The organism is Acinetobacter sp. YH12156 (assembly GCF_013418235.1).
Taxonomy (GTDB): Bacteria; Pseudomonadota; Gammaproteobacteria; order Pseudomonadales; family Moraxellaceae; genus Acinetobacter; species Acinetobacter pseudolwoffii.
The window spans coordinates 117,761-143,217 of the sequence record NZ_VPCL01000003.1 but is presented as its reverse complement, the minus strand read 5'-3'; the positions used below and the strand labels follow the sequence as shown (position 1 = coordinate 143,217).

Genomic DNA, 25,457 nt, shown 5'->3' with positions numbered 1-25,457 from the left:
CTATTAGCGCAAGGTCCGAAGATCCCCTGCTTTCTCCCGTAGGACGTATGCGGTATTAGCATCCCTTTCGAGATGTTGTCCCCCACTAATAGGCAGATTCCTAAGCATTACTCACCCGTCCGCCGCTAGGTCAGTTACCGAAGCAACTTCCCCCGCTCGACTTGCATGTGTTAAGCCTGCCGCCAGCGTTCAATCTGAGCCATGATCAAACTCTTCAGTTTAAAATCAGTAGTGCCTAAAGGACACCAATCTTGGCTCATCAATTTTCTGACAAATATTTCTCAAATAAACTTCGAGTCATTCTTACCATCAATCAATGAAAATAATTTCGATCGATCAACCAGTAAAAATCCACACAAGTTGTTCTTCATAATCTCTTAATGATCTTCTTGCTGATTCGTCACCAGCAAGCTAGGTCGGCTATATTACACTGAATTTCTAAAGTGTCAATCCGTAATTCAAATTAATTTAAACTTATCCAACAAAACCCAATCTTAACACTTTGTGCTAAGTTACTGTTTTATCAGAAGTTTTAATCTTCATCACTGCCGATGGATGTGCATTCTACAGGATTTCAGAGCGCTTGCAACACCTTTTTCAAGAAAATCATTTTGCATGTACATTTTTTACTCTTTTTGTGTATTTTCATTCATTTTTTATACAAATTTGCTTAAATGATGTCTATTCGTGAATATAACGTTTATTATTTTTATACTAATAAGTAGTGCTCCTTACTCAGACAAGGCCTCGGGTTTCCTTATGCATCGTTCTATTTACTTATCTATATGCTTATTTTCTCTAGTATCAAGCGTACATGTTTTCGCAGAGGTCAATACGGCTGTGGAAAATGAATCTTTGAAAACGCCACTCAGAACCAAAATATCGGCCAAGGCACAACAATTACAGACACAGCTAAAAGTCGATGCCAGTGCAGCACAGGCTGAAGAAGTCAAAGATCCTTTCCAACCGTTAAATAGAAAGATTTATCAGTTTAATGATGCGATTGACCGTACTGTGGTACGTCCTATAGCTGTTCAGTATGTTGAGAAAGTTCCACAGGATGTCCGCGGTAGCTACACCAATTTCCGTAATAACCTGGGTGAACCCTGGAATGTAGTCAATCAGCTGATTCAGGGTCGTCCGACCCGCGCAGCAAAATCCTTGGGACGTTTTACCATTAATACTTTAACGACCTTAGGTTTGGCTGATCCGGCACGTCGCCTTGGTTTAAGTCATGAAGACGAGAGATTTGGAACTACTTTGGGTTATTATGGTGTTGCGTCTGGTCCTTATATTATGTTGCCATTTTTAGGCCCAAGTTCAGTGCGTGGGGTGATTGGTACTGCTGTAGATAGTCAAACCCGCCCACAAAAATATCTTCTCGAAGATGAAGATGGGCTTTACTGGACCGACCAGTTCTGGCGTGCCATTGATAACCGCTCGGAAATACTGGATGTTGAAGGGGTGCTGACCGGTGATCGTTATGCCCAGATTCGGGATATTTACTTGCAACGCACCAATTACGCGATTGCTGAAAAGAAAGGTACAGAACAAGATACCCTATTCCTAGAAGATGACTTCGAAGAAGATAGTTCTGAAGATATACCTTTTGATGAGAACAATATTGAATCTTCAGAAGAAGATCTTTAAGTTCATGCTTGATGTATGATTGCTAGTGAAATCTGTTCGCTAGCAATACCTTGCTTGTTATAGTACATCGTATAACCAACCCTGAGATCGAATCACTTTTTTATGTATTTCATTCAACCGACTCGTGATATTCCCTATTTAGATCAGGTACTTGATACGCTTCCGCATATTCAGATGATCTATCTGGATGATCATGAGCTGTATGATTCTACGATTATCGCAATTGCAGATGTACATGACTATCTGAAATATAAGTGGAATCTGCCTACCATTGTGCTGGCCTTAGAGCATGAAGGCACAGCGTTGGCTCAGGCTTGGGAGCAAGGGGCGCTGGCAGGCTGGATCTGGAATAAACTTCCTGAAAATCCTGACCTGGCGCTGCAAAAAATTGATGCGCAATATAAACGTAACCAGGATAGCCGTGATCTGCCTTCTGCGGCAGAACTACAAAAAAGATTGTTACCCAACCCGATTAAACTGACCAATTATGAGGTCGAAACTTATTTTCAGCCTTCAGCCTATCTTTCAGGAGATTGGTATGATTACTGGAAAATTAGCGACAAAGAAGTGATTTTCTATTTGGCCGATGTATCTGGACATGGCGTCACCAGTAGTTTACTCACGTCCTGGATGGCTGCTTTTCACGGTCGCTCCAAAACGCCGCGCGAGCTGATTAAAAAGCTTAACGGCATGCTAATGCAGGAAAATATTGAAAAGCACATCACCATGATTGCCGGGATTTTAAATCTGGAAACCCATGTATTAAAATGGTCCAGTGCCGGACATTATCCCCCACCGATTATATTTGAACCTCATCAAGAACCTAAGATTTTCTCTACCAGCAGCTTCCCTTTAGGCCTGACCGAAGAGCTTGAGGTTGAAGAAAACGAATGGGTATTAAGCCCTAATGCCCGTTTTATCATCTGTTCAGATGGTGCACTGGAACCCTTTGATGGTGGATTAAATGAGCAATTTTCGCAATTATTACATCACTTGCAGAATGAGTCATTTCAGGCTCCAGAACATGTGGCCGACGATATCGCCTTTTTAAGCTTTATCCGCGTAAATTAGCAGTATATTTACAGACTTTATAAGCACTTAATTTGATTACCACTTTCAGCTACTTGAGTATCAATACACCCTATGGGATAATTTAATATCCTTCTCTGCAAATGGCATTTATATGTCAACAGGTCATGTTGAATATGCAAGTCTGAATGGAACGCATATTTTTAAGCTTATCGGCGAAGTGCGTGCCCAATCTTGTATTAGTCTAGACAAATTACTGAACAAAATTGAACAGCAGGACAACGTAGTTGGCGCTATCGTTGATCTCACCGAAACCAGTTTTATTGACAGTACCGTACTGGGTGTTTTGGCCAAGTTAGGACTGAAACTCAAGCAAGTACATAATATTCAGGCTGTTATGCTTTCCACCAATTCCGACATTACTACTTTGGCCAACAGTATGGGACTGAGCCAGGTGTTTGTGATTCTGAATTATTGTGGCGATCCGAATGTCTGCACCCGTGCGCTGATGGAAGAACATGTCACGCATCAAAATATGCTAAATACCGTTCTGGATGCGCATAAAACCTTGATGAAGCTAAATCAAAGCAACCAGAATATGTTTGAACCTTTAGTCAAACAGTTACAGAAAGAGCAAGACAATTTAGATAAAATCTCCGAGCAAAAGGTATAACGACTATATAAGAGGACCGCATGACTTTACTTTCTGTTGCACAAATGAATTCTCAAAATGAAATTGACGCCAATTTTGTGGAGATTGAGTCTTTAATTCAACAAAGTAAGGCCAATGGTGCTGAGTTAATTGTTTTCCCGGAAAATTTCGTCTGTTTCGCAGCAGGCAAACAACGCGAAACTGCTGCACAATTTGAAGTCATTCAACAACGTCTGGAACAACTTGCCCATCAATATCAAACCTGGATTGTGGCCGGGACTTTGCCCTGCCCTTATCGTCCGGATGGTTCAATCATTCAAGATGGCCGGGTGCGTACTGTCAGTCTGTGTATCAGTCCTGAACGAACCGAAGCGCGTTATGACAAAATTCATTTGTTTGATGTACAAGTCGGCGATGCTGTCGGTGGTTATCAGGAGTCCAAATTCTTTGAGCCTGGTACAGAGGTGGTCGTCGCGAAGACTCCTTTTGGCAATATCGGCTTGATGGTCTGTTATGACCTGCGCTTTCCAGAACTGGCTTTAAGCTTACGTGCTAAGGGTGCAAACCTGCTGACTGCGCCTTCTGCATTTACCTATACCACGGGTGAAATGCACTGGCAGTTATTGCTGCAAACCCGTGCCATGGATAGCCAGTGTTCGGTACTTGGCGCCGCTCAACAAGGCTGGCATGGTGAAAAACGTCAGACTTGGGGGCATGCAGCTGCCACCAATAGCCGCGGCCAACTTTTGAATATGATCCATGCTGATGGCGCACATTTGATTACGGTGGACTTTGATTTAAGTGAACAGCAAAAAATCCGTGAATCCATGCCTTTAATGCAACATCGTAAACTGCTACAACTTTCTTAAGAAACCTGCCCGGATACTTGCATAAATTAACAAAATCCCTGCTTATTCTTCAGGCAAAATCGCCGAGCATAGAAGCTCCATGAACAATAAATAGGGATTAAGCTCATGTCATTAGAAAAAGCCGTCTATACCGCACATGCCAAAGCCACAGGTGGTCGTGATGGCCGCGCCACCTCTGACGATCAGATTTTAGATGTACAATTGGCCGTGCCCAAAGAAATGGGGGGACCTGGTGGTGGAACCAACCCTGAACAGCTCTTTGCCGCAGGTTATTCGGCATGTTTCTTGGGTGCGATGAAATTTGTTGCCAATCGTGACAAACTGAATATGAGTAAAGATGCTTATATCGAGGGTGATGTAGGAATTGGTCCAATTCCGACCGGGTTTGGTATTGAGGTGACTTTAAATATCCATCTTGAAGGTATGGATCAGCAAGAAGCGCAAAAACTGGTAGATGCCGCGCATATTGTCTGTCCGTATTCAAATGCAACCCGCAATAATATTGATGTGAACTTAAACGTCATTACTTAATTTTTCGATTCAACCGCTATCCTGAAAAAATGCTTCAGGATAGCTAGAGCGCTATTATAAAATTTTAATCGCTGCATCTTCCCTTAAAAACAAATTCTCTTTTCAAAACAAAAGCAAAAATCTTAATACTTATATATAATGATTCTTATTTGCAATGATTTATTTTAAGTCACCATGTTCAAATTATTTATTTCTAGTTCTCTCCTGTTCAGCATTGCGACTGCCTCTTTTGCAGAGCTGCAAATTTCAGAAAAAGTTCGCCCCCAAGTAAAATCTGTAGTTAATGCCGGGATTGAACGTCTGCCCATTCCTGCAACACCCAACAATATGATTCTGCCTGAATTTGGTAAAGGTATCATTGGTTGGGGTGCTGGCCCCAAAGATGCCGAAGTCCGTTTCCAGCGTGTCACCACAGCCGATGTTGAAAAAATGAAACAGGATGGGGTTACTTTAGAAATGGCGCAGGCCTGGCAGACCTTCTATGAAAATGAAACTCAGCGGAATCCGGGCAATCCGACTGCACCTTTTCGGGCCCAACTGATGAAAAAAATCGTCAGCCTCTGGTAAATATCCAGATATCCTGAGGACAAGTCATTAAAAGCAGCAGATTAAAAAATTATTCTGCTGCTTCATTGGTGACCCGTAATACTTCTTCAATGGTAGTTTTCCCTGCCAAAACTTTGCGTAGACCATCATCCCGAATCGAACCGGATTGCTGCCGTGCATAACTTTCTATTTCGTATTCGGCCGCATTGCCATGAACCAGACGGCGCATATGATCATCGACGGGCACAATTTCATAAATCGCAGTACGCCCACTAAAACCAGTATTGCCACAGCGTTCACAACCCTGTGGTTGCGGCAGTCTTAAATCCTGTGGATGTTCAATATTTTCAAACAGTTTCTTTTCAAAAGCATCTGCTTCATGCCAGGTCGCGCAATGCGGACATAACGTTCTGACCAGACGCTGGGCAATTACCCCAATCAGGGAACTTGAAAGCAGGAACGGCTCAATGCCCATATCCTTCAAACGCGTGACAGCACCAATCGCGGTATTGGTATGCAGGGTCGACAACACCAGATGCCCCGTCAAGGAGGCCTGCACCGCAATTTCTGCGGTCTCCAGATCACGAATTTCACCCACCATCACCACATCAGGATCTTGGCGCAGCATGGCTTTTAAGGCACGTGCAAAGGTCATATCCACTTTGGTATTCACCTGGGTCTGACCAATACCTTCCAGTTGATATTCAATCGGATCTTCAGCGGTGAGGATGTTTTTGGAACCATCATTCAGGTCAGAAAGTGCGGCATATAAGGTGGTGGTTTTACCCGAACCGGTGGGGCCAGTGACTAAAATAATGCCGTGTGGACGATGCACCAGAGTTTTCAGTCGATCATAGTCATTATTCATCAAGCCCAAATGGGTCATATTTAAACGACCGGCCTGCTTGTCCAGCAGACGCATCACCACACGCTCACCATGAGAGGATGGCAAAGTAGATACACGGACATCGACTTCACGTCCGGCCAGACGCAAGGAAATACGACCATCTTGTGGAATACGCTTTTCCGCAATATCCAGTTTGGCCATGACTTTAATCCGCGAGACCAAAAGCGGCGCAAGTTCACGGCGCGGCTGGACAATTTCACGGAGCTGGCCATCGACCCGTAAACGTACCGACAGTTTTTTCTCAAAAGATTCAATATGAATATCGGAAGCCCCGACCCGAATCGCTTCAGACAATAATGCATTGATCAGTCGTACAATCGGCGCATCATCTTCCTGATCCATCAGATCTTCAGCTTCAGGTACGGAATCGGCCAGACTGAGTAAATCCGGATGATCTTCCAGACCCGCAGCCACCTGTTGTGATTCGCCGCTATCTCCGGCAAAACTGGAGCTGAGTAACTGGTTAAATTCCTGTTCGCTGCACAGCTGAAAATGAGCCGGATAACCGAGCAGACGGCGCGCTTCCTGCAATGCAAGCATCGAGGTATTGTCACGACGCAGAATAAAGGCCTGATCTCCCTCATAACGCAACAGCACACCATGGCGCTTGGCGAAGCTATATGGGATTTGTAATTGTTTAAGTACTTGCATCGCGGATTATAATAATGATGAAAAAATTTAAATTGAGTGTACTCTAAGCATATGACAGCGTGAAGTATGTTTTCAAAGATTTAGCAAGAAAGGGTGCCAACATTGCCGCAAGATAAAGATGAATTAATCCCGAATACAGCGAAAATGCGCTGGTGGGGAGAACAGATTTTTGAAATAAATCAATCCAAAGCCTGGCAGTTTGGTTCCTTGCTGTTTCGTCTGACTCGAGGCATTCAGGAATGGCGACTGGAATACTATCGTCCTGTGGTGCAATATGATTATGAGCAGCAATGGCATCAGATTGATGATCCGAACTTTGCCTTTCCAGCGCCGGTGCACATTGAACGTTATATGTTCAAATCCACCCAAAATAAATTACAGTTGATGCCACGTTTAGCAAACCGTTCGGTGGTGATCAAGCCGGTTGATCCGATTTATATTCCTGCCGGACAACGTGGTACGCTTTATATCAGCACGCCCTTATGGATTGCTGGTTTTGTCGAGGGGCAGCGCGAACCAATTTTTGATCTCCCGGTGATCTTGCCAAAAGACACCTGGTTTGGGCCGAATCATCGCTCAGGTGAAATCTGCTATGCCACTGCAGTCGATGGCAGAACTGAACTGAAACAATTGCATCCACGCGCTTTTCGTGCGGTTACACCGATTGAATTTCACAATACCAGTAACCAGCAATTGCGCTTTGACCGGATGAATGTCCCGGTGCCTGCCCTGCCGTTATTTTACAGTGAAAGTACCGGGCGCTTATGGACCTCGCAAATCCGGGTCTTGCATGAAGGTTCGGACCGCCCACCGCGTATTCGGGTGGAGAACCGTACCCCGCCAAATGCCGGTGAAGTCGCCTATCTGCATCCACCGCGTGATCCGGCGGGCGCTTTATTTAATATGTTTGATTCATTTTTCTAAGGGCGTCTGATGCCAAGTTCAAATATTCCGACCGAAGTCACCAACAGCCTGAAGGGAGTATTTACCAATATCAATACCGACCGTTTAACCGAAATTTTGGTCGCGGTGGTGTTATGTTTTATTGGTTTCCTGATTGCGCGCTTTATTTCCAATACCTTTATTCGAACCATTGGGGTACGTTTTAATGCCCATCAGAAGCTGGTCTGGCGCCGCGGGATTTTCTATTTTATTTTTCTGCTGTTTGTAATGGCCAGCCTGAAAGAAGCCGGTTTTAAACTGAGTGTCTTCCTTGGCGCCGCCGGGATTCTCACCGTAGCCTTGGGTTTTGCGTCACAAACCTCGGCATCCAACCTGATCAGTGGTCTGTTCCTAATTGGTGAAGGTTCATTTGAAGTCGGTGATACTATTCAAATCACCTTGATTCGTGGGCATACCATTGAAGGTGAAGTGATTTCGATTGACCTGCTTTCAGTCAAACTCCTCACGCAGGATAATATCTATGTACGTTTGCCGAATGAACAGCTGATTCGGGCGCCGGTACAGAACCTGTCAAAATTTCCGATACGGCGTATTCCGATTACGCTGGCGATCAATTTCCACGAAGATATTATTAAAGTACGAGAAGTGCTGCTGGATGTCGCCAATAAATATCCACTGGTTCTAGCTGACCCGAAACCTGCAGTCACCGTTACCGCCTTTCGTGAATCATCCATCGAGTTGCTGTTTGCGATCTGGTGCCAGCAGGAAAATTATCTGAAAGTACGTGATGAAATGCAGGAACGGATTCGTAATGGCTTTGTCGATAATCAGATTGAAATTCCGGTGCCAAAAATGGGCTTTGTCGATCCTCCACTTTCCCGTCCTCTAGAAAATGAAGAAATTGATCAATACGCCAATGACAAGACATTGAAAAGAGAGCCTGGTCTAAAATAATCCTTAGATTCCCTCTCCTTTTTTAAAAGAGAGGGTTAGGGAGAGGATTCAATGCTCCTTCTCCGGCATCGGCGCAATATACGCAATCAGCAGCATCACCCCGCCCGCCAGCAAGAAGGAAATCACCCGGGTCAGGGTGCCAATATGCGACAGGTCAAATAGTACGAGCTTTAAAGTCACAATCACCAGAATACTGCCGCCTAAAATCCACATCGGTTTCAGTTTTTTGAGTGTCGCCGTCCACATGGTAATCCAGGCCAGTAATACCCAAAGTACAGTCAAGCTGAGTTGCACCGTCGCATTACTCCATAGCTCCAGATCATTAAACGGCGTGTGTAAATACACATGTAAAGCTCTTAAAACCATATAACTGGAAAGCCATAACAGGCTCAGCACCATCAAGACTGCGATCATGCCTTTATCACGGCCAACCTTAATCTGTTGCAACAGCATCCAGATAAAACTGGCAAACATGGCGACACTGATCAGGTCAAAAGGATTCAGAATCGGCAACCAGTAATACTGGAATGCTTGCTGACTAAATAACTGTGAACATACCAGCCAAGTGGCCATCAGCAATAAACAACACTTGGTTTGCCAAAGCTGCTGCCAGCCTGATTGCAGGTCCTGTCGATAGCACCACAGGCAAAACAATAAAGGCAGGATCACCATACTGAAATAAGGCATGCTCGGGATCAGACACAGACTGGCCAAAGCCAAACTGCTAAAAACGCCCAAACTCATCCATTCTTTGGATAGCTGCAAACCAGCCAGCGGTCTGAGCCACAGCATGGCCAGTAATATAGCTGAAAGGGCAAAAACCCCGCGCTCCAGACCGCTATCCCAGACAATCACCGCATTTTGACTACGATCCAGTGTCAGAATCACTGCAATGACCAGCAAGGGTGAGATACCACTCCACTTCGGTAGCAACCAAGACCATTGCTGATTTTTGTGCAGAATCATTTCATTCAACAGCACATAGCCCAGTGTGATGATGAATAAACTCAGCACATAGGCATGCTGACTCGAAAACTCATCTTCCAGCAAGGCAAATAGCATCAGGCTGGCCGCGACACTCACGCTGCTTAAAAAACTGACACTCAGACTATCCATCTGCTGCTGGTATTGCTTTTTAAGCTGGCTGATGACCACGACTGCCACATAGCACAGACTCAAAATCCAGAAAATGATTCGCGGTGTTGGATTAATCTCGACCAGATAATACAGACTGCTGAATCCGGCCATCAGTAATAAGCCCATGCTCAGATAGTGTGCTACCCGGACATTTTTTTCCAAGGCCCATAAATAAATCAGCACACCTTCAACTGCCCAGCCAATCACACTCCATTGTTCTGTCAATAAGATCGGTGGCACCAAGGCCAGGAAAATCAGCATCAGGCTCAGATAACTTTGTGAAATAAGCTGGATAGTTTGTTTACGGCGCAGCAGTGTCCAGCAAGCCGCAAATACCAGTGCAAAGAACAGGCTTAATCCGGCTTGCCAGAGTTTTTGATTGGGCTGATTAAAATGAATCAGATACAGAAAAATATAAGCGGTAATAGGAGCAGCAAAAATCAGCGCTAAGTCCAATACCGGTTTTAACTGAAAACGTGAGAGATCCTGTCGTGCCAGCAACTGGCTAAAACGGAAACCTAGCCAGATAAACAGTGCACTATGTGCCAGAATCAGCGCAGTCATGGCATAACGCTCATATGTATAACCATGAATCAGGCTATATATTCCACCAACGACCGCAGTCACTAAAAAGGCAATTTGATTGAGAATCTTCCATGGCCGGAAACTGCTCAGTACTGCTACCCCGATATTGATCAGCAGATAATAGCTGATCAACTCAACAGCCGAAGCATCGCGGGTCGGCAAGGTAAACGGCGCCAGATAAGCAATCAGCAAAGCCATCAAGGCCAGTTCGATGCTTTCCTGTTTCAGACTTAAATACAGGGTAATAACCAGAATGATAAGGAATAGCAAAGTCGCCAACGGTAACGTGGGAATCACCAGATTGTAATAGGCAAAAAATAAGGTCAGGAACAGACTCCCCAAACCTAGCCCTTCCAGTGCCAGAGCAAAACTCCGATTTTTCTGCATCAGGCGATAACCCAGCCCTGCTATACACCCACTTGCCAGTGCAACCAGGCCCAATTTTGCAGCCAGACTGAGTTGCCAGTGCTCGGTGGCAAAACGCAGCAGCAAAATAATCCCAATCACCAAAATACTAATCGCGACTTTTAAGACTGGATTTCCCTGGAAAAGCCAGCGCTGCAGTTGATCTACCAGATGAGGAGAGTCATTTACCTCTTGGGCAGGCTCAGTTTTCACCAATGGAACAGAATCGGATCGATCCGGTGATCGCTGTAAGGGATCGGCAGAATGGGATTGCGATTGCAGCTGTATCAAACGCCCTTCCAGACGTTGCAGCCACCTGAGCAAAAAGAATACCCAGGCCGTAATCCCGATGCCCATCAGCCAATCCAGTTCAGCCAGTCCACCAACAATGGCAGTAATTGAGGAAATATATAAAGGAACTTTAGAGTTATGCTCCAAGGACATCTGCTGCTGTCCGGCCAATTGATTCATCGATGCTTCTACCGCAGTGACATATTGCATCACGCTAAAGATAAACCCCAAACCACACAGATAAGTCACAATCTGATAACCCAGATACCAAGCGCTGATCCCGGCAATCAGCAGGGTAATCAGCCAGATCATGCGCAACTCATTCCGTCCTGCAGCCATTCTTATATTTCTCTTTCCTGAATCGCTCCATCATACAACAGCTTGTGCTGCTTATTTCATCTTCGGCCGATATTCGCTAAGCTGTAAACTCAGACTCGTCTCAGCGAGCGCGGTAAAAATCACGTACAATAGCGCTGTATTTTGAATAAGGAATTGATTACATGCCACCATTTGTCTTGGTCGATGGCTCTTACTTTTTATTTCGTGCCTTTCATGCACTGCCACCATTAACCACGTCAACCGGTTTACATACCAATGCAATTCGTGGTGCGATTTCTGCTATTCAAAAACTGATGCGTCGGATCCAACCGACCCATATGGCGGTGATTTTCGATACGCCAGAACCGACGTTCCGGCATGAGCTTTCACCGATTTATAAAGGTGACCGCCCGAGCATGCCGACGGAATTATCCGAACAGATTCCTTATTTGCATGCCTTGATTCGTGCACTGGGTATTCCCCTGCATACCTTGCCGGGTGCCGAAGCCGATGACATTATCGGAACATTGGCCAAACGTGCCGAAGCCTTGGGACATCAGGTGCTGATTTCGACTGGTGATAAAGATATGGCGCAATTGGTCACAGACAAAGTGACCCTGGAAGACAGCTTTAAAGAAAAGCCGCTGGATGTCGATGGCGTGTTTGAAAAGTTTGGCGTATGGCCAAATCAGATTATTGATTACCTGACCCTGATGGGCGATGCTTCTGATGGCATCATGGGCGTGCCGGGTGTCGGTGCCAAAACCGCGGCAAAACTGCTAACCGAATATGGTTCGATTGGCGGCATTTTAGAAAATGTCGACAAGATCAAAGGCAAAGTCGGTCAAAATATTAAAGAGCATGTGGAGGGCATTGCACTGGACCATCAACTGGCCAGTATTGTGATCGATCTGGATCTTAACTTTGGTTATGACGATTTAAAACTGGGTGAGCCGAATGTCGAGACCTTACGTCATTTGTACACCGAGCTGGAATTTCGTAATCAGCTACAATCCTTAGATCACCCAAACAACCCGAATCATTCAAATTATAAACAGGCGGCAAGATCCATTACCGCCAAACCGGCAACTCTGCCAGACACCACAGAAGATCATGCTTCTGTGACCAGTGGCGATGATCAGCTAGGTCAAGCAACCTATCATAGTGTGTTAAACCAGCAGGACTGGGACAAGCTGTTTGCGCGCTTAAGTAGCGAAAAACGTTTTGCCTTTGATACTGAAACCACCAGTCTGGATTATCGTATCGCGCAGATTGTCGGCTTCTCGGTCGCCTTTGATGCCAACGATGCTTACTATGTTCCTTTGGCCCATGATTATGAAGGCGCACCGGAACAGCTCAATCGTGAAGTCATCTTGGCACAGATCAAGCCGATTCTGGAAGATGACAGCGTACAGAAAATTGGTCATCATCTGAAATACGATGCGCATGTACTGGAAAATCATGGCATTCATTTGGCAGGCTGGTATTTTGATACCATGCTGGCATCGTATGTGCTGAATTCTGTGGCAACCCGTCATGGTATGGATGATGTGGCGCGTCTGTATTTGAGCCATCTGACCACGACCTATGAACAAGTTGCCGGTAAAGGAGCCAAACAGAAAACCTTTAACCAGATTCCGCTGGAAACCGCTGCACATTATGCTGCTGAAGATGCTCATGTCACTTATCGTCTTTATGAAGTTTTGGATGAAAAACTCAAAGTCCATCCTGAATTAAGTCAGCTTTTGCATCGCATTGAAATGCCGGTGGCACGTGTATTAACGAAAATGGAAGAAAATGGCATTCAGTTAGACGTGCATTTCCTTGACCAGCTCAGTGAAGAATTTGCACAAACCATTCAGAATCTGGAAAACCAGATTATTGAATTAGCAGGCCAAAGTTTTAATGTCAGCTCACCAAAACAAGTCGGTGAAATTTTGTTTGATAAGCTCGGCCTCAAAGGCGGCAAAAAAACCTCGACTGGCCAATACAGCACCAGTGAAAGTATTTTAGAAAAACTGGATCATCCGATTGCCGCATTGATTTTGGAATATCGTGGCCTGTCTAAACTGAAAAGCACCTATACCGATGGTTTATGCAAACAGGCCAATAATGACAGTGGCCGCGTACACACCAGTTATCATCAAGCGCTGACTGCAACGGGTCGTCTATCTTCAACAGATCCAAATTTACAAAATATTCCCATTCGCGAGAAAATTGGCCGTCAAATTCGTAAAGCTTTTGTAGCACCGAAAGGTCGTGTGCTGCTCGCTGCCGATTATTCACAAATTGAATTACGCCTCATGGCGCATTTTTCCCAAGACGAAGCCTTGGTACATGCCTTTAATCACGGTCAGGACGTGCATCGTCGTACTGCAGCAGAAGTTTTGGGCATCGCTTTTGAAGAGGTGACAAATGATCAACGTCGCCAAGCCAAAGCCGTGAATTTTGGTCTGCTCTATGGCATGTCTGAATTCGGTCTAACCCGTCAGTTGGGCTTTACTCGTCAAGAGTCACAAGAATACATTAAACAGTATTTCCATCGTTATCCGGGGATTTATGAATATATGCAACGCACCCGTCAGGTGGCACTCGATCAAGGTTTTGTCGAAACCGTTTCTGGTCGTCGTTTATATACACCGGATATTGATGCTCGTAATATGATGGTGCGTAAAGCAGCAGAACGTGCTGCAATTAATGCCCCGCTACAGGGTTCGGCTGCAGATATCATTAAAATGGCAATGATTGAAGTCGACAAGATGTTGCCAAAAGATCAGGCCAAAATGCTGTTGCAAGTCCACGATGAACTGGTGTTTGAAGTCGATGAAGCTATTGCCGATGAATTGGCACCGAAACTGGCTGAAGTCATGCAATCGGTATTGCAGATTTCTGTACCGTTGGTGGTTGAAGTCGGTAAAGGTAAAAACTGGGATGAGGCGCATTAATGTGTCTCTAAGCCCCTTCCTCCCTATAGGAGATGAGGCATATATTCGGCAAAGGGATGCAGGTTAGTTTTAATCCCCTCTTCCCTTACGAAGCAATGCTCCCCATCCCAAAGGAAGAGGAACTTTCATTTACTTATTCCTATGCCTTTCTTGAAGTCCATAATTTTGAGTTGGAAGATGTAAGGTAAAGCCCCTCTTTGAAAAAGAGGGGTTTGGGGAGATTTAAATCCTTCCCAACCTCCCTTTAGAAAAAGGAGGCGCAAATAAAAAGGACGCCTCAGCGTCCTTTTTATTTGAATCCAATTAAAGACCGGTCAACAATACAATTGCCACCTGGTTCATGATCATTTCAATGATGATCAAGGTTAAAATAGCAAAAATTGGAGAGAGATCAATCATCCCCATATTTGGCATAATCTTACGGAAAGGTGCCAGCAATGGTTCAGCCAACTCCTGAACCACTTCAATATACGGTGAACGAGACTGAGTAAACATCACCACCCAACTTAAGATAATCGTAGCGAAAATCAAATAACGACAGAAACGGATCAAGTCCTGCATCATGGTGACAAAGGTCAAAATCAGTAAATGCACAGGACCATTCGGCATGCCACCAGAGAGATACATCATGCCGAAAATTTTCAGCAAATACAGTACCACCAATAATGCCAAAGCGGCAGTATTGACACGGCCTTTGGCCAAAGTTGGGAAAATTCGACCAAACACATCTACAATTTTAGTGGCTTTTACAGTCGAAAGAACCACGGGATTGTAGGGGCTGACAGCAGCCAATTGCATTAAAAATCGGAAGAATACGAGCAAAATCGCGACGTTAATGATAATGCCAAAAATTAGCGCAGAATTTGCACCCATACTTGAACGTTCCTAAAAATTAAACTGAAGATTTGCTGCTTTCACTGAGCTCTTGTGCCAGTTCTTGACTGCGTTTTTGTGCAGCGGCAAGTGCGGCCTGAATATTTTGAGAAATCTGGGCGCGATCGAAGACTTCAAGGGCTGCCTGTGTCGTTCCATTTGGAGAGGTCACATTTTTACGCAGCTCGGCTGGGGTGTTCGAACTGGTGATCGCCATTTGTGCCGCACCTAAAGCCGTTTGCAAGGTCAGCGCCGTAGCCACTTTTTCATCCAGCCCTAAATTTTTGCCCGCACGAATCATACTTTCCATCATATAGAAAAAGTAAGCCGGCCCCGAACCCGATACAGCAGTCACCGCATCAATTTGCGCTTCTGAATTCACCCAAATGGTCAAGCCCGTAGAGGCTAAAACCTGACTGGCCAAATCACGGTCACTATTTTCTACATCTTCATGGGCGTATAGACCATGCGCCCCGGTTTGTACCAAGGCTGGCGTATTCGGCATGACCCGTACAATACGCGCTGTCCCCAATAAGCTTGCCAATGTCGCTATTTCCGCACCGGCAACAATGGAAATAATCAGCTTATCATTGACCAGACCTTTTAAAGGCTGTAACACTTGTGCCAAAACTTGAGGCTTTACCGCAAACACCACAATATCTGCATCCTGAATTGCAGCGCTATTATCATCGGTCACGTTGATTTCTTTTTCCGCCAGTAAGGCACGGACTTGTTCGACCGGATCAGAAACTGTAATACGTGTTGTTGGCAAACCACGCGAAATCAGGCCGCCAATTAAGGCTTGGGCCATATTACCGCCACCAATAAAACTAATATTACAATTTAAAGCTGCACTCATGTTTAATGCTCGTTGTTGAGTTCTAAAGTTGAAGAAACCGAAATCGGCAGCCATCCCCCTGCTTCACAATATGCAGATTGGGCCAACCAAAATCCTTTAGGGGTAAACACGCCTAGCATAACATTATCTGTGCTTAATATTTGAATAGTATGCCGAACCCAAGGAAATATTTGCGCTTCCTGAATGGCTTTTTTCAGCGGCCAGGCGCCAACACGACCATAGAGATGGATCTTTTCACCCCCCTGACGCTGCTGCAAGTATAAGGGCTGCTGCAATAATGCTGTGGATAAACCCACCTTTGCAGATTCAATGACATATTTTCCGGACAAGACCTGCACATGATCTTTTAACGCAATTTTCAAGGTTTTTAGGCCAGTTTGAAGCTGTTGCTGCTCGGCCAAATAAACCTCTTCTGTCAAACGATATAGTTGCTGCTGATAGCGTACATAGTAATAATCTTTCCAGTGTAAGGCCGCCTGCGCATCGGGTTTGGCATGAATTACCTCGCGTTGCAGACGCTCGACCATATCTAAAGAGGGGCGATACTGCGCTTCGCCTTTCATCCAGGCGGAGAGTAACTGGCGTTGCCGTGATCTTGAAAGTTGTAGAAGTTTAGACAAATCAAGTTGCGTATCGGTTCCACACGCCTGTAAATCTTGTTGTAGCACTTCTTGCAAAATTTGCTGGGCATCTTGCATCAGTTCACTGGTGCGTACCAGCGCAGACTGCATTTTCGGATAACGTTCACTCAAAACTGGCCACAAGGTCTGGCGTGCCCAGGCCCGGTCATAATGGGTATCAGCATTGCTCGGATCTTCAATATTTTGAATATTTAAGTGTTTTGCCCATTGGCAAATCTGTTCACGGGAAATATCCAGCAGTGGCCGCCAAATGGTGAGATTTTCACGTACATCAACCTGTTTCATGGCCGCCAAACCATCCACGCCAGCACCAGATAATAGGCGCAGCATTAAGGTTTCTGCCTGATCCTGTTGATGATGCGCCAGCACCAGAATTTCATCCGTTTGCAAATGTTGTAAATAAGCCTGATAACGGCAATGACGCGCTTGCTGTTCCAGATTGCCATTTTTGACCTGAACCGGCTGGATGATGCAGGGAATACTCAGTTGCTGGCATCGATCTGCCACGAACTTGCCCCAATCTGCACTAAAAGCTTGTAATTGATGATCGATATAAATCGCCCGAACTTTTTCCGGGCATAAAAAAAACATCAGATGCAGTAGCAGCATAGAATCTACGCCGCCACTGCACCCGATGAGAAATTTTGTCTCTGCAGGAAAGCCCTGCAGCTGTTTTAAGAAACCAGACCTAAATTGTCGCTGCCAAACTTCATTAAACGTTGGTAACGTGCTTCGCATCGTGCTTGCGCTTCCATTGGTTGCAGTTCATTCAAAGCTTCTTTCAACACTGCTTTCAAGCTGTTCATGACATGATCCGGATTTAAATGAGCGCCCTCACCTTCATCCACCACATATTCTACAATGCCCATTTTCTGCAATTTTTCTGCAGTCAGCGCCAAGGCTTCACTGGCCTGTTCGGCTTTTTCGGCAGTTTTCCAAAGAATCGATGCACAGCCTTCAGGTGAAATCACTGAATAGATACTGTGAGACAGCATCACCACACGGTCTGCCACACCAATACCCAGTGCGCCACCTGAACCGCCTTCACCGAGTACAGTTGCAATCACCGGTACTTTCAAATTAGAAAGCTGCGCCAGACTGGTGGCAATGGCTTCAGCCTGACCACGTTCTTCTGCACCAACACCAGGATAAGCACCCATGGTATCAATAAAAGTGAAGACTGGCAGATTAAAACGTTCAGCCATGTCTAACAGACGCTGCGCCTTACGATAACCCTCAGGATTACTCATGCCAAAATTGTGCTGTAATTTTTCACGGGTACTACGACCACGATGCTGACCGACGATCATCACAGGTTGACCATCAAAACGCGCCAGACCACCAATCATCGCACCATCATCACCATATAGGCGGTCACCATGTAAAGCATCAAATTCAGTGAATATTTCACCCACATAGTCCAGAAATTGTGGACGTTCCGGATGACGTGCAATCTGCACTGTCGCCCATGCTTTTGATGGAGTCGCTTTATTTTTCATAGGTTAACCGTTTTCATCCCTATAAAGGTATTAATTAACAAACTGTTCGGATTGAATCGAGAGTTCAATCTCCCAATTTTTAAATTGCTGCTGTTCATCATGCAGTTCAGCCACCAGCAATGGCCATTGTCGGGCATCACCAGACACGCTGAGCTGCCATTGTTGCGCATTTTCAACCTTGAGTTCAATGGCAGGAAGCATCTCATCACTACGACTGTGATTGACCAAAACCGACAGACGAAGCAGCAAACATAACCATAAAAGTTTCGATCCACCGACTTTCATCACATCATGCTTGGCATCAACGCGCAATTTGCGGCGATGGTGTGCGACCAAATGTGACAAATGATTTTGGTCGACTTGTGAGAAACCGGCAATATCCGAGTGTTGTAATAAATAGGCACCATGACGATGATAACCACTATGGCTGATCGCCAAACCAATCTCATGCAGATAGGCAGCACGACGTAACAGATCGCTATCCTCTATCGTCAGGCCCAGTTCATGTTCCACGTCATTAAACAGTTTTTGTGCAGTCTGGACCACACGCTCGGCCTGTTTGGCATCGGCATTATAACGACCAATCAGGGCATGTACGGAACGATCACGGATATCTTCATGCTTGAAACGGCCAAGCAAGTCATACATCACGCCTTCACGCAGCGCACCATCCGAATAAACCAGATGATTAATTCCGAGCACATCAAACACAGCATAGAGAATGGCAATCCCAGCCGGCAATACCGCGCGGCGGTCTTCTTTGAGACCTTCGAATTCCATATCCGAGACATATTTATATTTGAGCAGTTTGTCTTTGAGCTTTTCCAGGCCTTCACGGGTGAGCTGTTCTTTGTCATTGCTCCAGCCCATATTGATACAAATCTGACGACAGGCCTTGATCGTGCCACTGGAACCGACCACCGCATCCCAGCCGGCTTCTTTATAGGTATTGGCAATTCCGGAGATTTCTTTACGCGCCGCAGTAACCGCTTTATCAAAAGCTTTGGCACTGATCTCACCATCCTGAAAATAAGCCTTGGTAAAGGCGACACAGCCCATCTGCACCGATTCAGTATGAATCGGCTCGAACTCTTCACCAATAATCAGTTCAGTCGAACCGCCACCGATGTCAACCACCAGACGACGACCACTGTTGGCCATGGTATGCGAAACCCCGAGATAAATCAGACGGGCTTCTTCACGGCCGGCAATAATTTCGATTGGTTTGGGTAGAATTTCTGCAGCTTTTTGAATAAATTCATGCCCATTTTTGGCTTGACGCAAGGCATTGGTCGCCACAATCCGTAAACGATTTGGCTGAACTGCACCTAAACGTCCGACAAAACGTGCCAGACAGGCCAAACCCCGTTGCTGTGCAGCTTCGGTTAAATTTTTATTTTCATCGAGTCCGGCGGCAAGCTGAACTTTTTCTGACATTGATGCCACTTTTTTAACTTCGCCATGATCTACACGTGCGATGGCCAAATGAAAGCTATTTGATCCCATATCGATGGCGGCAAGTAATTCTTCATCAATCAAAAAGTCAGACATTCCGGAAATAAACCTTTAACGAATTGTGCTTAGAGTAATTCACATGCATGCAATTTAAAAGCCATTTGTAGCGACAATTTGATGCATGATTCTTTTTTATATGGAGAACAATAGTGAGACACGATCATCACTATCGTGATCATCCATTAGACAAAATAACATTAAGCATTGAAAATTTACAGATTCCCCTACATTGTTAAAGATGGCTATGTAATACTAATAATTAGTTATCTTTAAAATATTAATCTGGAGCACATTCCATGTCTGGCAACATCGTAAACACTACTGACGCAAACTTCGAAGCAGACGTTCTTCAATCAGACGTACCTGTACTGGTCGACTTCTGGGCGGGCTGGTGTGCACCATGTAAAGCAATTGCACCCGTACTAGAAGTGCTTGCTGATGAATACCAGGGCAAAGTTAAAATCGTGAAAGTTGACGTAACTTCTTGCGAACAAACTGCCGTAAATTTCAACATCCGTAATATCCCGGCTTTGTTGATGTTCAAAAATGGTGAAGTTGTTGCAACTCAAGTGGGTGCTGCGCCAAAATCTAAACTGACTGCGTTTATTGATGACAATATCTAAGCCCAGCATTTTCAGTAAAAAATACGCGACTGACAATCGCGTATTTTTTTCGGCTATAAATTGACAAAGCCGACATTTTCTCTTATATTTGCTACTCAAGAGATAAAGGATCTTAAATCCTGCCAATTTCTTACAAGACACATTACATAAGATGCCGCTCGGCAATAGAAATTGTTTTTCACATTTTTCTTTGAAACACTCAAACAGATCTCTGAATTGTTCTTTTGCAAATTCAATTGCTTTCGTTTGAATGCTTGTATGCGGCCGAATGTTACTCCCTTTCTAACCTGTACCTCAGAACTTTGATTCTATCTGACCACCTATGAATTTAACCGAACTCAAGAAAAAACCGATTGGCGAACTCATCAAGATTGCCGAGTTTATGGGCCTTGAAGGTATGGCTCGTAACCGTAAGCAAGACATTATTTTTGCCATCTTAAAACGTCATGCAATGAATGGCGAAGAGATTTTTGGTGATGGCGTTCTAGAAATTTTGTCAGATGGTTTTGGCTTTTTACGCTCAGCCGCAGGTTCTTATTTAGCAGGCCCTGACGATATCTATGTCAGTCCTTCTCAAATTCGTCGTTTTAACCTACGTACTGGCGACACCATTACTGGCACTATTCGTCCACCAAAAGAAGGCGAACGTTATTTTGCCTTACTTAAAGTTAATCAGATTAACTACGACACCCCTGAAAATTCACGTAATAAAATCTTATTCGAAAACTTGACCCCATTGTTCCCGACTGAACAGCTGGTGATGGAACTCGGTAATGGTACCACTGAAGATTTAACCACACGTGTGATCGACTTGGTGGCACCGATTGGTAAAGGTCAACGTTCAATCATTGTGGCACCGCCAAAAGCCGGTAAAACCATGTTGCTGCAAAGTATTGCGCAATCGATTGTTCGTAATAACCCAGAAGCTATTCTGATTGTTCTTCTCATTGATGAACGTCCAGAAGAAGTCACCGAGATGGAACGTACCGTTCGCGGTGAAGTGGTTGCGTCGACCTTTGATGAATCACCTGCACGTCATGTTCAAGTCGCTGAAATGGTGATTGAAAAAGCCAAACGTCTGGTTGAGCACAAAAAAGATGTGGTGATTCTGCTGGATTCGATTACCCGTCTGGCACGTGCGTATAACACGGTGATTCCTTCATCAGGCAAGGTTTTGACCGGTGGTGTAGATGCGCATGCATTAGAACGTCCTAAACGTTTCTTCGGTGCTGCACGTAATATTGAAGAAGGTGGTTCACTCACCATTATCTCTACTGCCCTGATTGAAACAGGCAGCAAGATGGATGAAGTGATCTACGAAGAATTCAAAGGTACAGGCAACCAGGAAATTACTCTGGATCGCCGTATTGCTGAAAAACGTGTCTTCCCTGCGATGAATATCAAGAAATCTGGTACTCGCCGTGAAGAACGCCTGATGTCAGAAGACAATCTGCGCAAAGTCTGGATTCTGCGTAAGCTGCTGCATACTCAAGATGAATTGGCAGCGATGGAATTCTTACTGGATCGCATGAAAGAAACCAAGACCAATGATGACTTCTTTGATCAGATGAAACGTAAAGCCTCGAATTAAAATTTCAAATGAAAGGTCACCTAAGCGGTGGCCTTTTTTTAGGTTGACATAAATTACACAATGAAACAATCGAGCCTCATTTATGTAAACTTATTTTTAAGTTTTTGATTAATAAAATAATCAAATTAAAAATTGTATAACTTTTAAAAACTTAACAAGCCTTTCTCCAATCTAAATGTTTCATTCCATTGTTATTTTCTGTTAAAAACTTATGATTTTTTAGCATTTTTCAGTACTTTTTTGAGTCTTGCTAGTAGCAATTAAAAAGGCGCAGTGATAGCATATTTGCAGACCAGTTAGACTGCTCCTGCGTTGTTAGTCCCTAACACAATTAGGAACAATAAAAGCACTTAACAGACTAACTTAGGTTTTTTTTAATCTCAATTTTTAGAGAGTGATGCCATGTTATTCAAAAAAATCGCTATTGCTGCTGCAGTTGCTACTACTCTAGCTTTCGTTGGTTGTGCTAAAAAAGCTGACGACGCTGCTGCTGACGCTAACCAAGCTGCATCTGAAGCTGTAGAAGCTGCTTCTGAAGCTGAAGCTGCTGCTGACGCTGCTGCTGTAGAAGCTACTTCTGAAACTGCTGCTGAAGCTGACGCTGCTGTTGCTGAAGCTGACGCTGCTGCTGCTGTTGCTGTTGACGCTGCTGCTGACGCTACTGCTGCTTCTGAAGCTGCTGCTCAATAATCTTTTAGATTATTCAGTACAAAAAAAGAGAGCCTTGAGCTCTCTTTTTCTTATTTTAAAAACTGAAATTTAGAAAAATAACAGAATTTAAAAAAAAGCAGATCAGTTGATCTGCTCATTTCCCACACGTTGACGGAACTTCTGTCCCGCACGGAAGGTCACCACACGGCGTGCAGAAATCGGAATTTCTTCACCCGTTTTAGGATTACGGCCTGGACGTTGACGCTTATCACGCAACTCGAAGTTACCAAAACCCGAAAGTTTTACTTGTTCGCCTGAGATCAGCGCTTGGCTGATCTCATCGAAAAACAACTCAACCATTTGTTTTGCTTCACGACGGTTTAAACTCGTGAGCTCACTTAAATGATCAGCCATTTCTGCTTTAGTTAGTGCTGTCATGAAGCCCTCAATGTCGCTTGGTAAGTGTTTTCTAACACTTGAAGGATATTATCCATACCTGATTTAATTTCAGCATCTTCCAGTGTACGGCTTGGATGCTGCCAGAGAAGTGCAAATGCCAGTGAGCGTTTCCCTTCTTCTACTCCTTGTCCAGTGTACACATCGAATAACCACGTCGAGTCTAAAAGCTCCCCACCTGTTTTTTCGATAAGTCCCTGAATTTCGCTAACATTAATCTTATCACTAATTAAAAGCGCAATATCACGTCGAACCGATGGAAAACGTGATAATTCTGTAAAATTAGATACATAAGTTTGCAAAACAGCCGTTTGATCCAATTCTGCCACCCAAGTCGTTGCCAGATCAAGCTCGTCTTCCAGAGAAGGATGTAGACGCCCTAGGTAACCAATTGATTGACCATTCACGAGAATTTCTGCGGATTGACCTGGGTGTAACCAGCTACGCTCTGAACGTACATATTCCACTTTGACACGGCCGGCAGCCAGAATTTCTTCTACATCACCTTTAAAGTCAAAGAAGTCCATTGCAGCAGGTTTAGCATGCCAAGATTCAACATGACGTGAACCGGTTGCAATCAGCGCAAAGGTTGGAATCTGTTTTAAATCATGAATGCTGCTGGCTTCCTGATAGTCAAAACGTAAACCCAGTTCAAAGAAGCGTACACGGCTTTGCTGACGGTTAACATTGTACTGAACACAAGGGATCAGGCTAGACAGCAAGGTTGAACGCATCACCGCCAAATCACTTGAAATTGGATTTGCTAATGCTAATGGATTCACACCGGAATTAAGTTGCTTTTCAAGCTTCAAGTCAGCGAAGCTAAAACTGATCGCCTCTTGATAGCCTAAAGTCACCGCCGTTTGACGTAATTGACCCAGTTCAAACTGATCCTGGTATTTGGCCAACTTCACATCAATCACAGGCAGACTGATTTGAATGTTGTCATAGCCATGAATACGTGCAACTTCTTCAATCAAATCCTGATAAATCACCATATCATAACGATGTGATGGCGGAACTACAGACCATTCGCCTTCTGCTTTTACCATCACCGTGCAACCAAGGCGTGTCAAGGCATCAGTAATAAAATCGCTTTCAACTTTATAACCTAATAACTGATCGACTTGAGCATGGTTTAATTCAATCGCATCACGTTTTGGCAAAAGTTCAGCTTTTTCCGCCACGGTGATTGGTCCAAATTCACCGCCAGCCAGCTCAGAAATAAGCTGAGATGCACGGTGCATTGCAATTAATGGCAATTCAAAGTCCACACCACGTTCATAACGTTGTGAGGCATCCGTATGTAAACCAAAGCTACGGGCACGACCGGCAATATGTAATGGTGCGAAGAAAGCAGATTCCAGGAAAATTTCAGTGGTTGCATCACTGACTGCTGAAGACAGGCCACCCATGATACCGGCAATCGCCAATGCTTTTTCGTCATCCGCAATCACCATCACGTTGTCAGAAAGCTCAACGTCTTGCTCGTTTAAAAGCACAAGTTTTTCGTCCGCAGTGGCTTGACGTACATGGACTGCGCCTTGCACTTTAGCAGCATCAAATGCATGTAGCGGTTGACCCAGCTCCATCAAGACATAGTTGGTAATATCGACCAGAATACTGTGCTGACGAATACCTGAACGTGCTAATGCGCGTTCCATCCATACAGGAGTCGCTGCCTTGGTATTGACGTTTTTGATCACACGACCTAAGTAACGTGGACAGCCTTCAGTGCTGACTACAACCTGCTTTTCATCAGCAATGGTTGCAGTCACTTCTTTAATTTCAGGCGCAGTCACTGGCAATTGGTTAATCACACCAATTTCACGTGCGATCCCGCGAATGCTGAAACAGTCACCACGGTTCGGCGTGATACTGATGTCAATCACATTGTCATCAAGATCCAGATATTCACGAATGTTGACACCCACAGCTGCGTCGTCTGGTAGCTCTAACAGACCGTCAATTTTATCTTCGAGATCAATCTCAGAAGCGCCGCACAGCATCCCTTGAGACTCAATACCACGTAGCTTGCCTTTCTTGATTTTGAAATCACCCGGCAATACCGCACCAATGGTTGCTACAGGCGCTTTCATGCCTACACGTACGTTTGGCGCGCCACAGACGATTTGTAATGGCTCAGCTGTACCGATATTCACAGTGGTCACACGTAAACGGTCTGCATCTGGATGTTGTTCTACTGTCAGAACTTCACCAACCACTACGCCTGTAAATGCTTTTGCTGCAGGTGCAAGTTCATCGACTTCAAGACCCAACATGGTCAATTGATCAGAAAGTTTGTCGCTATCGATGGCTGGGTTGACCCATGTGCGTAGCCAATTTTCGCTAATTTTCATTGATATAAAACCTGTA

21 protein-coding genes and 1 rRNA gene are annotated in these 25,457 nt (G+C 44.7%); 12 read left to right on the top strand and 10 right to left on the bottom strand.

Annotated elements, in window-relative coordinates:
* Window positions 1–221, bottom strand: a 16S ribosomal RNA gene (locus FTU87_RS05515); the annotation flags it as partial.
* A 538-nt stretch (window positions 222–759) separates the two neighbouring features.
* On the opposite strand from FTU87_RS05515, the gene FTU87_RS05510 reads away from it, so the two are divergent.
* The 6 genes from FTU87_RS05510 to FTU87_RS05485 all read left to right on the top strand — a co-directional run bounded on the left by FTU87_RS05510 (window position 760) and on the right by FTU87_RS05485 (window position 5,298).
* Complete coding sequence (locus tag FTU87_RS05510) at window positions 760–1,650, top strand: VacJ family lipoprotein (protein ID WP_180051049.1); 891 nt, start codon at window positions 760–762, stop codon at window positions 1,648–1,650.
* 102 nt (window positions 1,651–1,752) lie between these two features.
* Window positions 1,753–2,721: an RsbU family protein phosphatase GigA gene (gene gigA / locus FTU87_RS05505; RefSeq protein ID WP_005172534.1), complete on the top strand. Its 969-nt coding sequence runs from the start codon at window positions 1,753–1,755 to the stop codon at window positions 2,719–2,721.
* Between the two features lie 112 nt (window positions 2,722–2,833).
* Window positions 2,834–3,352, top strand: coding sequence for an anti-anti-sigma factor GigB (gene gigB / locus FTU87_RS05500; protein ID WP_004647542.1), 519 nt, complete (start codon window positions 2,834–2,836; stop codon window positions 3,350–3,352).
* 20 nt (window positions 3,353–3,372) lie between these two features.
* Window positions 3,373–4,200, top strand: a complete 828-nt coding sequence (locus FTU87_RS05495; protein ID WP_074384078.1) for a carbon-nitrogen hydrolase family protein — start codon at window positions 3,373–3,375, stop codon at window positions 4,198–4,200.
* 105 nt (window positions 4,201–4,305) lie between these two features.
* Complete coding sequence (locus FTU87_RS05490) at window positions 4,306–4,731, top strand: organic hydroperoxide resistance protein (protein WP_005095836.1); 426 nt, start codon at window positions 4,306–4,308, stop codon at window positions 4,729–4,731.
* A gap of 174 nt (window positions 4,732–4,905) precedes the next feature.
* Window positions 4,906–5,298: a DUF4951 domain-containing protein gene (locus FTU87_RS05485; RefSeq protein ID WP_100355709.1), complete on the top strand. Its 393-nt coding sequence runs from the start codon at window positions 4,906–4,908 to the stop codon at window positions 5,296–5,298.
* Between the two features lie 49 nt (window positions 5,299–5,347).
* Here FTU87_RS05485 and gspE read toward each other — a convergent pair whose 3' ends face one another.
* Window positions 5,348–6,835 carry a type II secretion system ATPase GspE gene (gene gspE / locus FTU87_RS05480; RefSeq protein WP_005172539.1) on the bottom strand — a complete coding sequence of 496 codons (1,488 nt, stop codon included), beginning with the start codon at window positions 6,833–6,835 and terminating at the stop codon, window positions 5,348–5,350.
* A 144-nt stretch (window positions 6,836–6,979) separates the two neighbouring features.
* Between gspE and FTU87_RS05475 the strand changes: the two genes are divergently transcribed.
* Together FTU87_RS05475 and FTU87_RS05470 are read left to right on the top strand one after the other, a co-directional pair.
* On the top strand, window positions 6,980–7,759 hold the full coding sequence (locus FTU87_RS05475) for a hypothetical protein (RefSeq protein WP_167381259.1): 780 nt from the start codon (window positions 6,980–6,982) through the stop codon (window positions 7,757–7,759).
* Between the two features lie 9 nt (window positions 7,760–7,768).
* A complete protein-coding gene (locus tag FTU87_RS05470; protein WP_180096777.1) occupies window positions 7,769–8,692 on the top strand; it encodes a mechanosensitive ion channel family protein in 924 nt (307 codons plus the stop codon).
* Window positions 8,693–8,740: 48 nt separating this feature from the next.
* On the opposite strand, the gene FTU87_RS05465 is transcribed toward FTU87_RS05470, so the two are convergent.
* Window positions 8,741–11,449, bottom strand: a complete 2,709-nt coding sequence (locus tag FTU87_RS05465; RefSeq protein ID WP_180096776.1) for a DUF2339 domain-containing protein — start codon at window positions 11,447–11,449, stop codon at window positions 8,741–8,743.
* Between the two features lie 161 nt (window positions 11,450–11,610).
* Between FTU87_RS05465 and polA the strand changes: the two genes are divergently transcribed.
* Window positions 11,611–14,373 carry a DNA polymerase I gene (polA, locus tag FTU87_RS05460; RefSeq protein WP_180096775.1) on the top strand — a complete coding sequence of 921 codons (2,763 nt, stop codon included), beginning with the start codon at window positions 11,611–11,613 and terminating at the stop codon, window positions 14,371–14,373.
* A 303-nt stretch (window positions 14,374–14,676) separates the two neighbouring features.
* Here polA and FTU87_RS05455 read toward each other — a convergent pair whose 3' ends face one another.
* From FTU87_RS05455 to ppx, 5 genes are read right to left on the bottom strand one after another with little or no spacing between them, the layout of a single operon-like run.
* Entirely contained in the window at window positions 14,677–15,246 is a 570-nt protein-coding gene (locus tag FTU87_RS05455; protein ID WP_005095820.1) for a YggT family protein, read from the bottom strand.
* 19 nt (window positions 15,247–15,265) lie between these two features.
* Window positions 15,266–16,105: a pyrroline-5-carboxylate reductase gene (proC, locus tag FTU87_RS05450; protein WP_005095818.1), complete on the bottom strand. Its 840-nt coding sequence runs from the start codon at window positions 16,103–16,105 to the stop codon at window positions 15,266–15,268.
* A 2-nt stretch (window positions 16,106–16,107) separates the two neighbouring features.
* Window positions 16,108–17,484: a tRNA lysidine(34) synthetase TilS gene (gene tilS, locus FTU87_RS05445; RefSeq protein ID WP_180096774.1), complete on the bottom strand. Its 1,377-nt coding sequence runs from the start codon at window positions 17,482–17,484 to the stop codon at window positions 16,108–16,110.
* Window positions 17,421–18,245 (bottom strand): acetyl-CoA carboxylase carboxyltransferase subunit alpha, encoded by an 825-nt coding sequence (locus FTU87_RS05440; protein ID WP_005095813.1) that lies wholly within the window; start codon window positions 18,243–18,245, stop codon window positions 17,421–17,423. The genes tilS and FTU87_RS05440 overlap by 64 nt, the downstream gene beginning before the upstream one ends.
* Window positions 18,246–18,275: 30 nt before the next feature.
* Window positions 18,276–19,796 (bottom strand): exopolyphosphatase, encoded by a 1,521-nt coding sequence (gene ppx, locus FTU87_RS05435; RefSeq protein ID WP_074384073.1) that lies wholly within the window; start codon window positions 19,794–19,796, stop codon window positions 18,276–18,278.
* Window positions 19,797–20,056: 260 nt separating this feature from the next.
* Between ppx and trxA the strand changes: the two genes are divergently transcribed.
* From trxA to FTU87_RS05420, 3 genes are all read left to right on the top strand, one after another.
* A complete protein-coding gene (gene trxA, locus FTU87_RS05430; RefSeq protein WP_004278266.1) occupies window positions 20,057–20,383 on the top strand; it encodes a thioredoxin in 327 nt (108 codons plus the stop codon).
* Between the two features lie 322 nt (window positions 20,384–20,705).
* Window positions 20,706–21,974, top strand: a complete 1,269-nt coding sequence (rho, locus tag FTU87_RS05425) for a transcription termination factor Rho (protein ID WP_005095808.1) — start codon at window positions 20,706–20,708, stop codon at window positions 21,972–21,974.
* A gap of 402 nt (window positions 21,975–22,376) precedes the next feature.
* Window positions 22,377–22,664: a hypothetical protein gene (locus tag FTU87_RS05420; RefSeq protein ID WP_180096773.1), complete on the top strand. Its 288-nt coding sequence runs from the start codon at window positions 22,377–22,379 to the stop codon at window positions 22,662–22,664.
* Window positions 22,665–22,766: 102 nt separating this feature from the next.
* Here the strand turns inward: FTU87_RS05420 and FTU87_RS05415 are convergent, their stop codons facing one another.
* Both FTU87_RS05415 and pheT read right to left on the bottom strand, forming a co-directional pair.
* Window positions 22,767–23,063 (bottom strand): integration host factor subunit alpha, encoded by a 297-nt coding sequence (locus FTU87_RS05415; protein WP_004783565.1) that lies wholly within the window; start codon window positions 23,061–23,063, stop codon window positions 22,767–22,769.
* Window positions 23,060–25,441, bottom strand: a complete 2,382-nt coding sequence (gene pheT / locus FTU87_RS05410) for a phenylalanine--tRNA ligase subunit beta (RefSeq protein WP_180096772.1) — start codon at window positions 25,439–25,441, stop codon at window positions 23,060–23,062. Before pheT ends, FTU87_RS05415 begins: the two co-directional genes overlap by 4 nt.
* Window positions 25,442–25,457 lie beyond the last annotated feature (16 nt).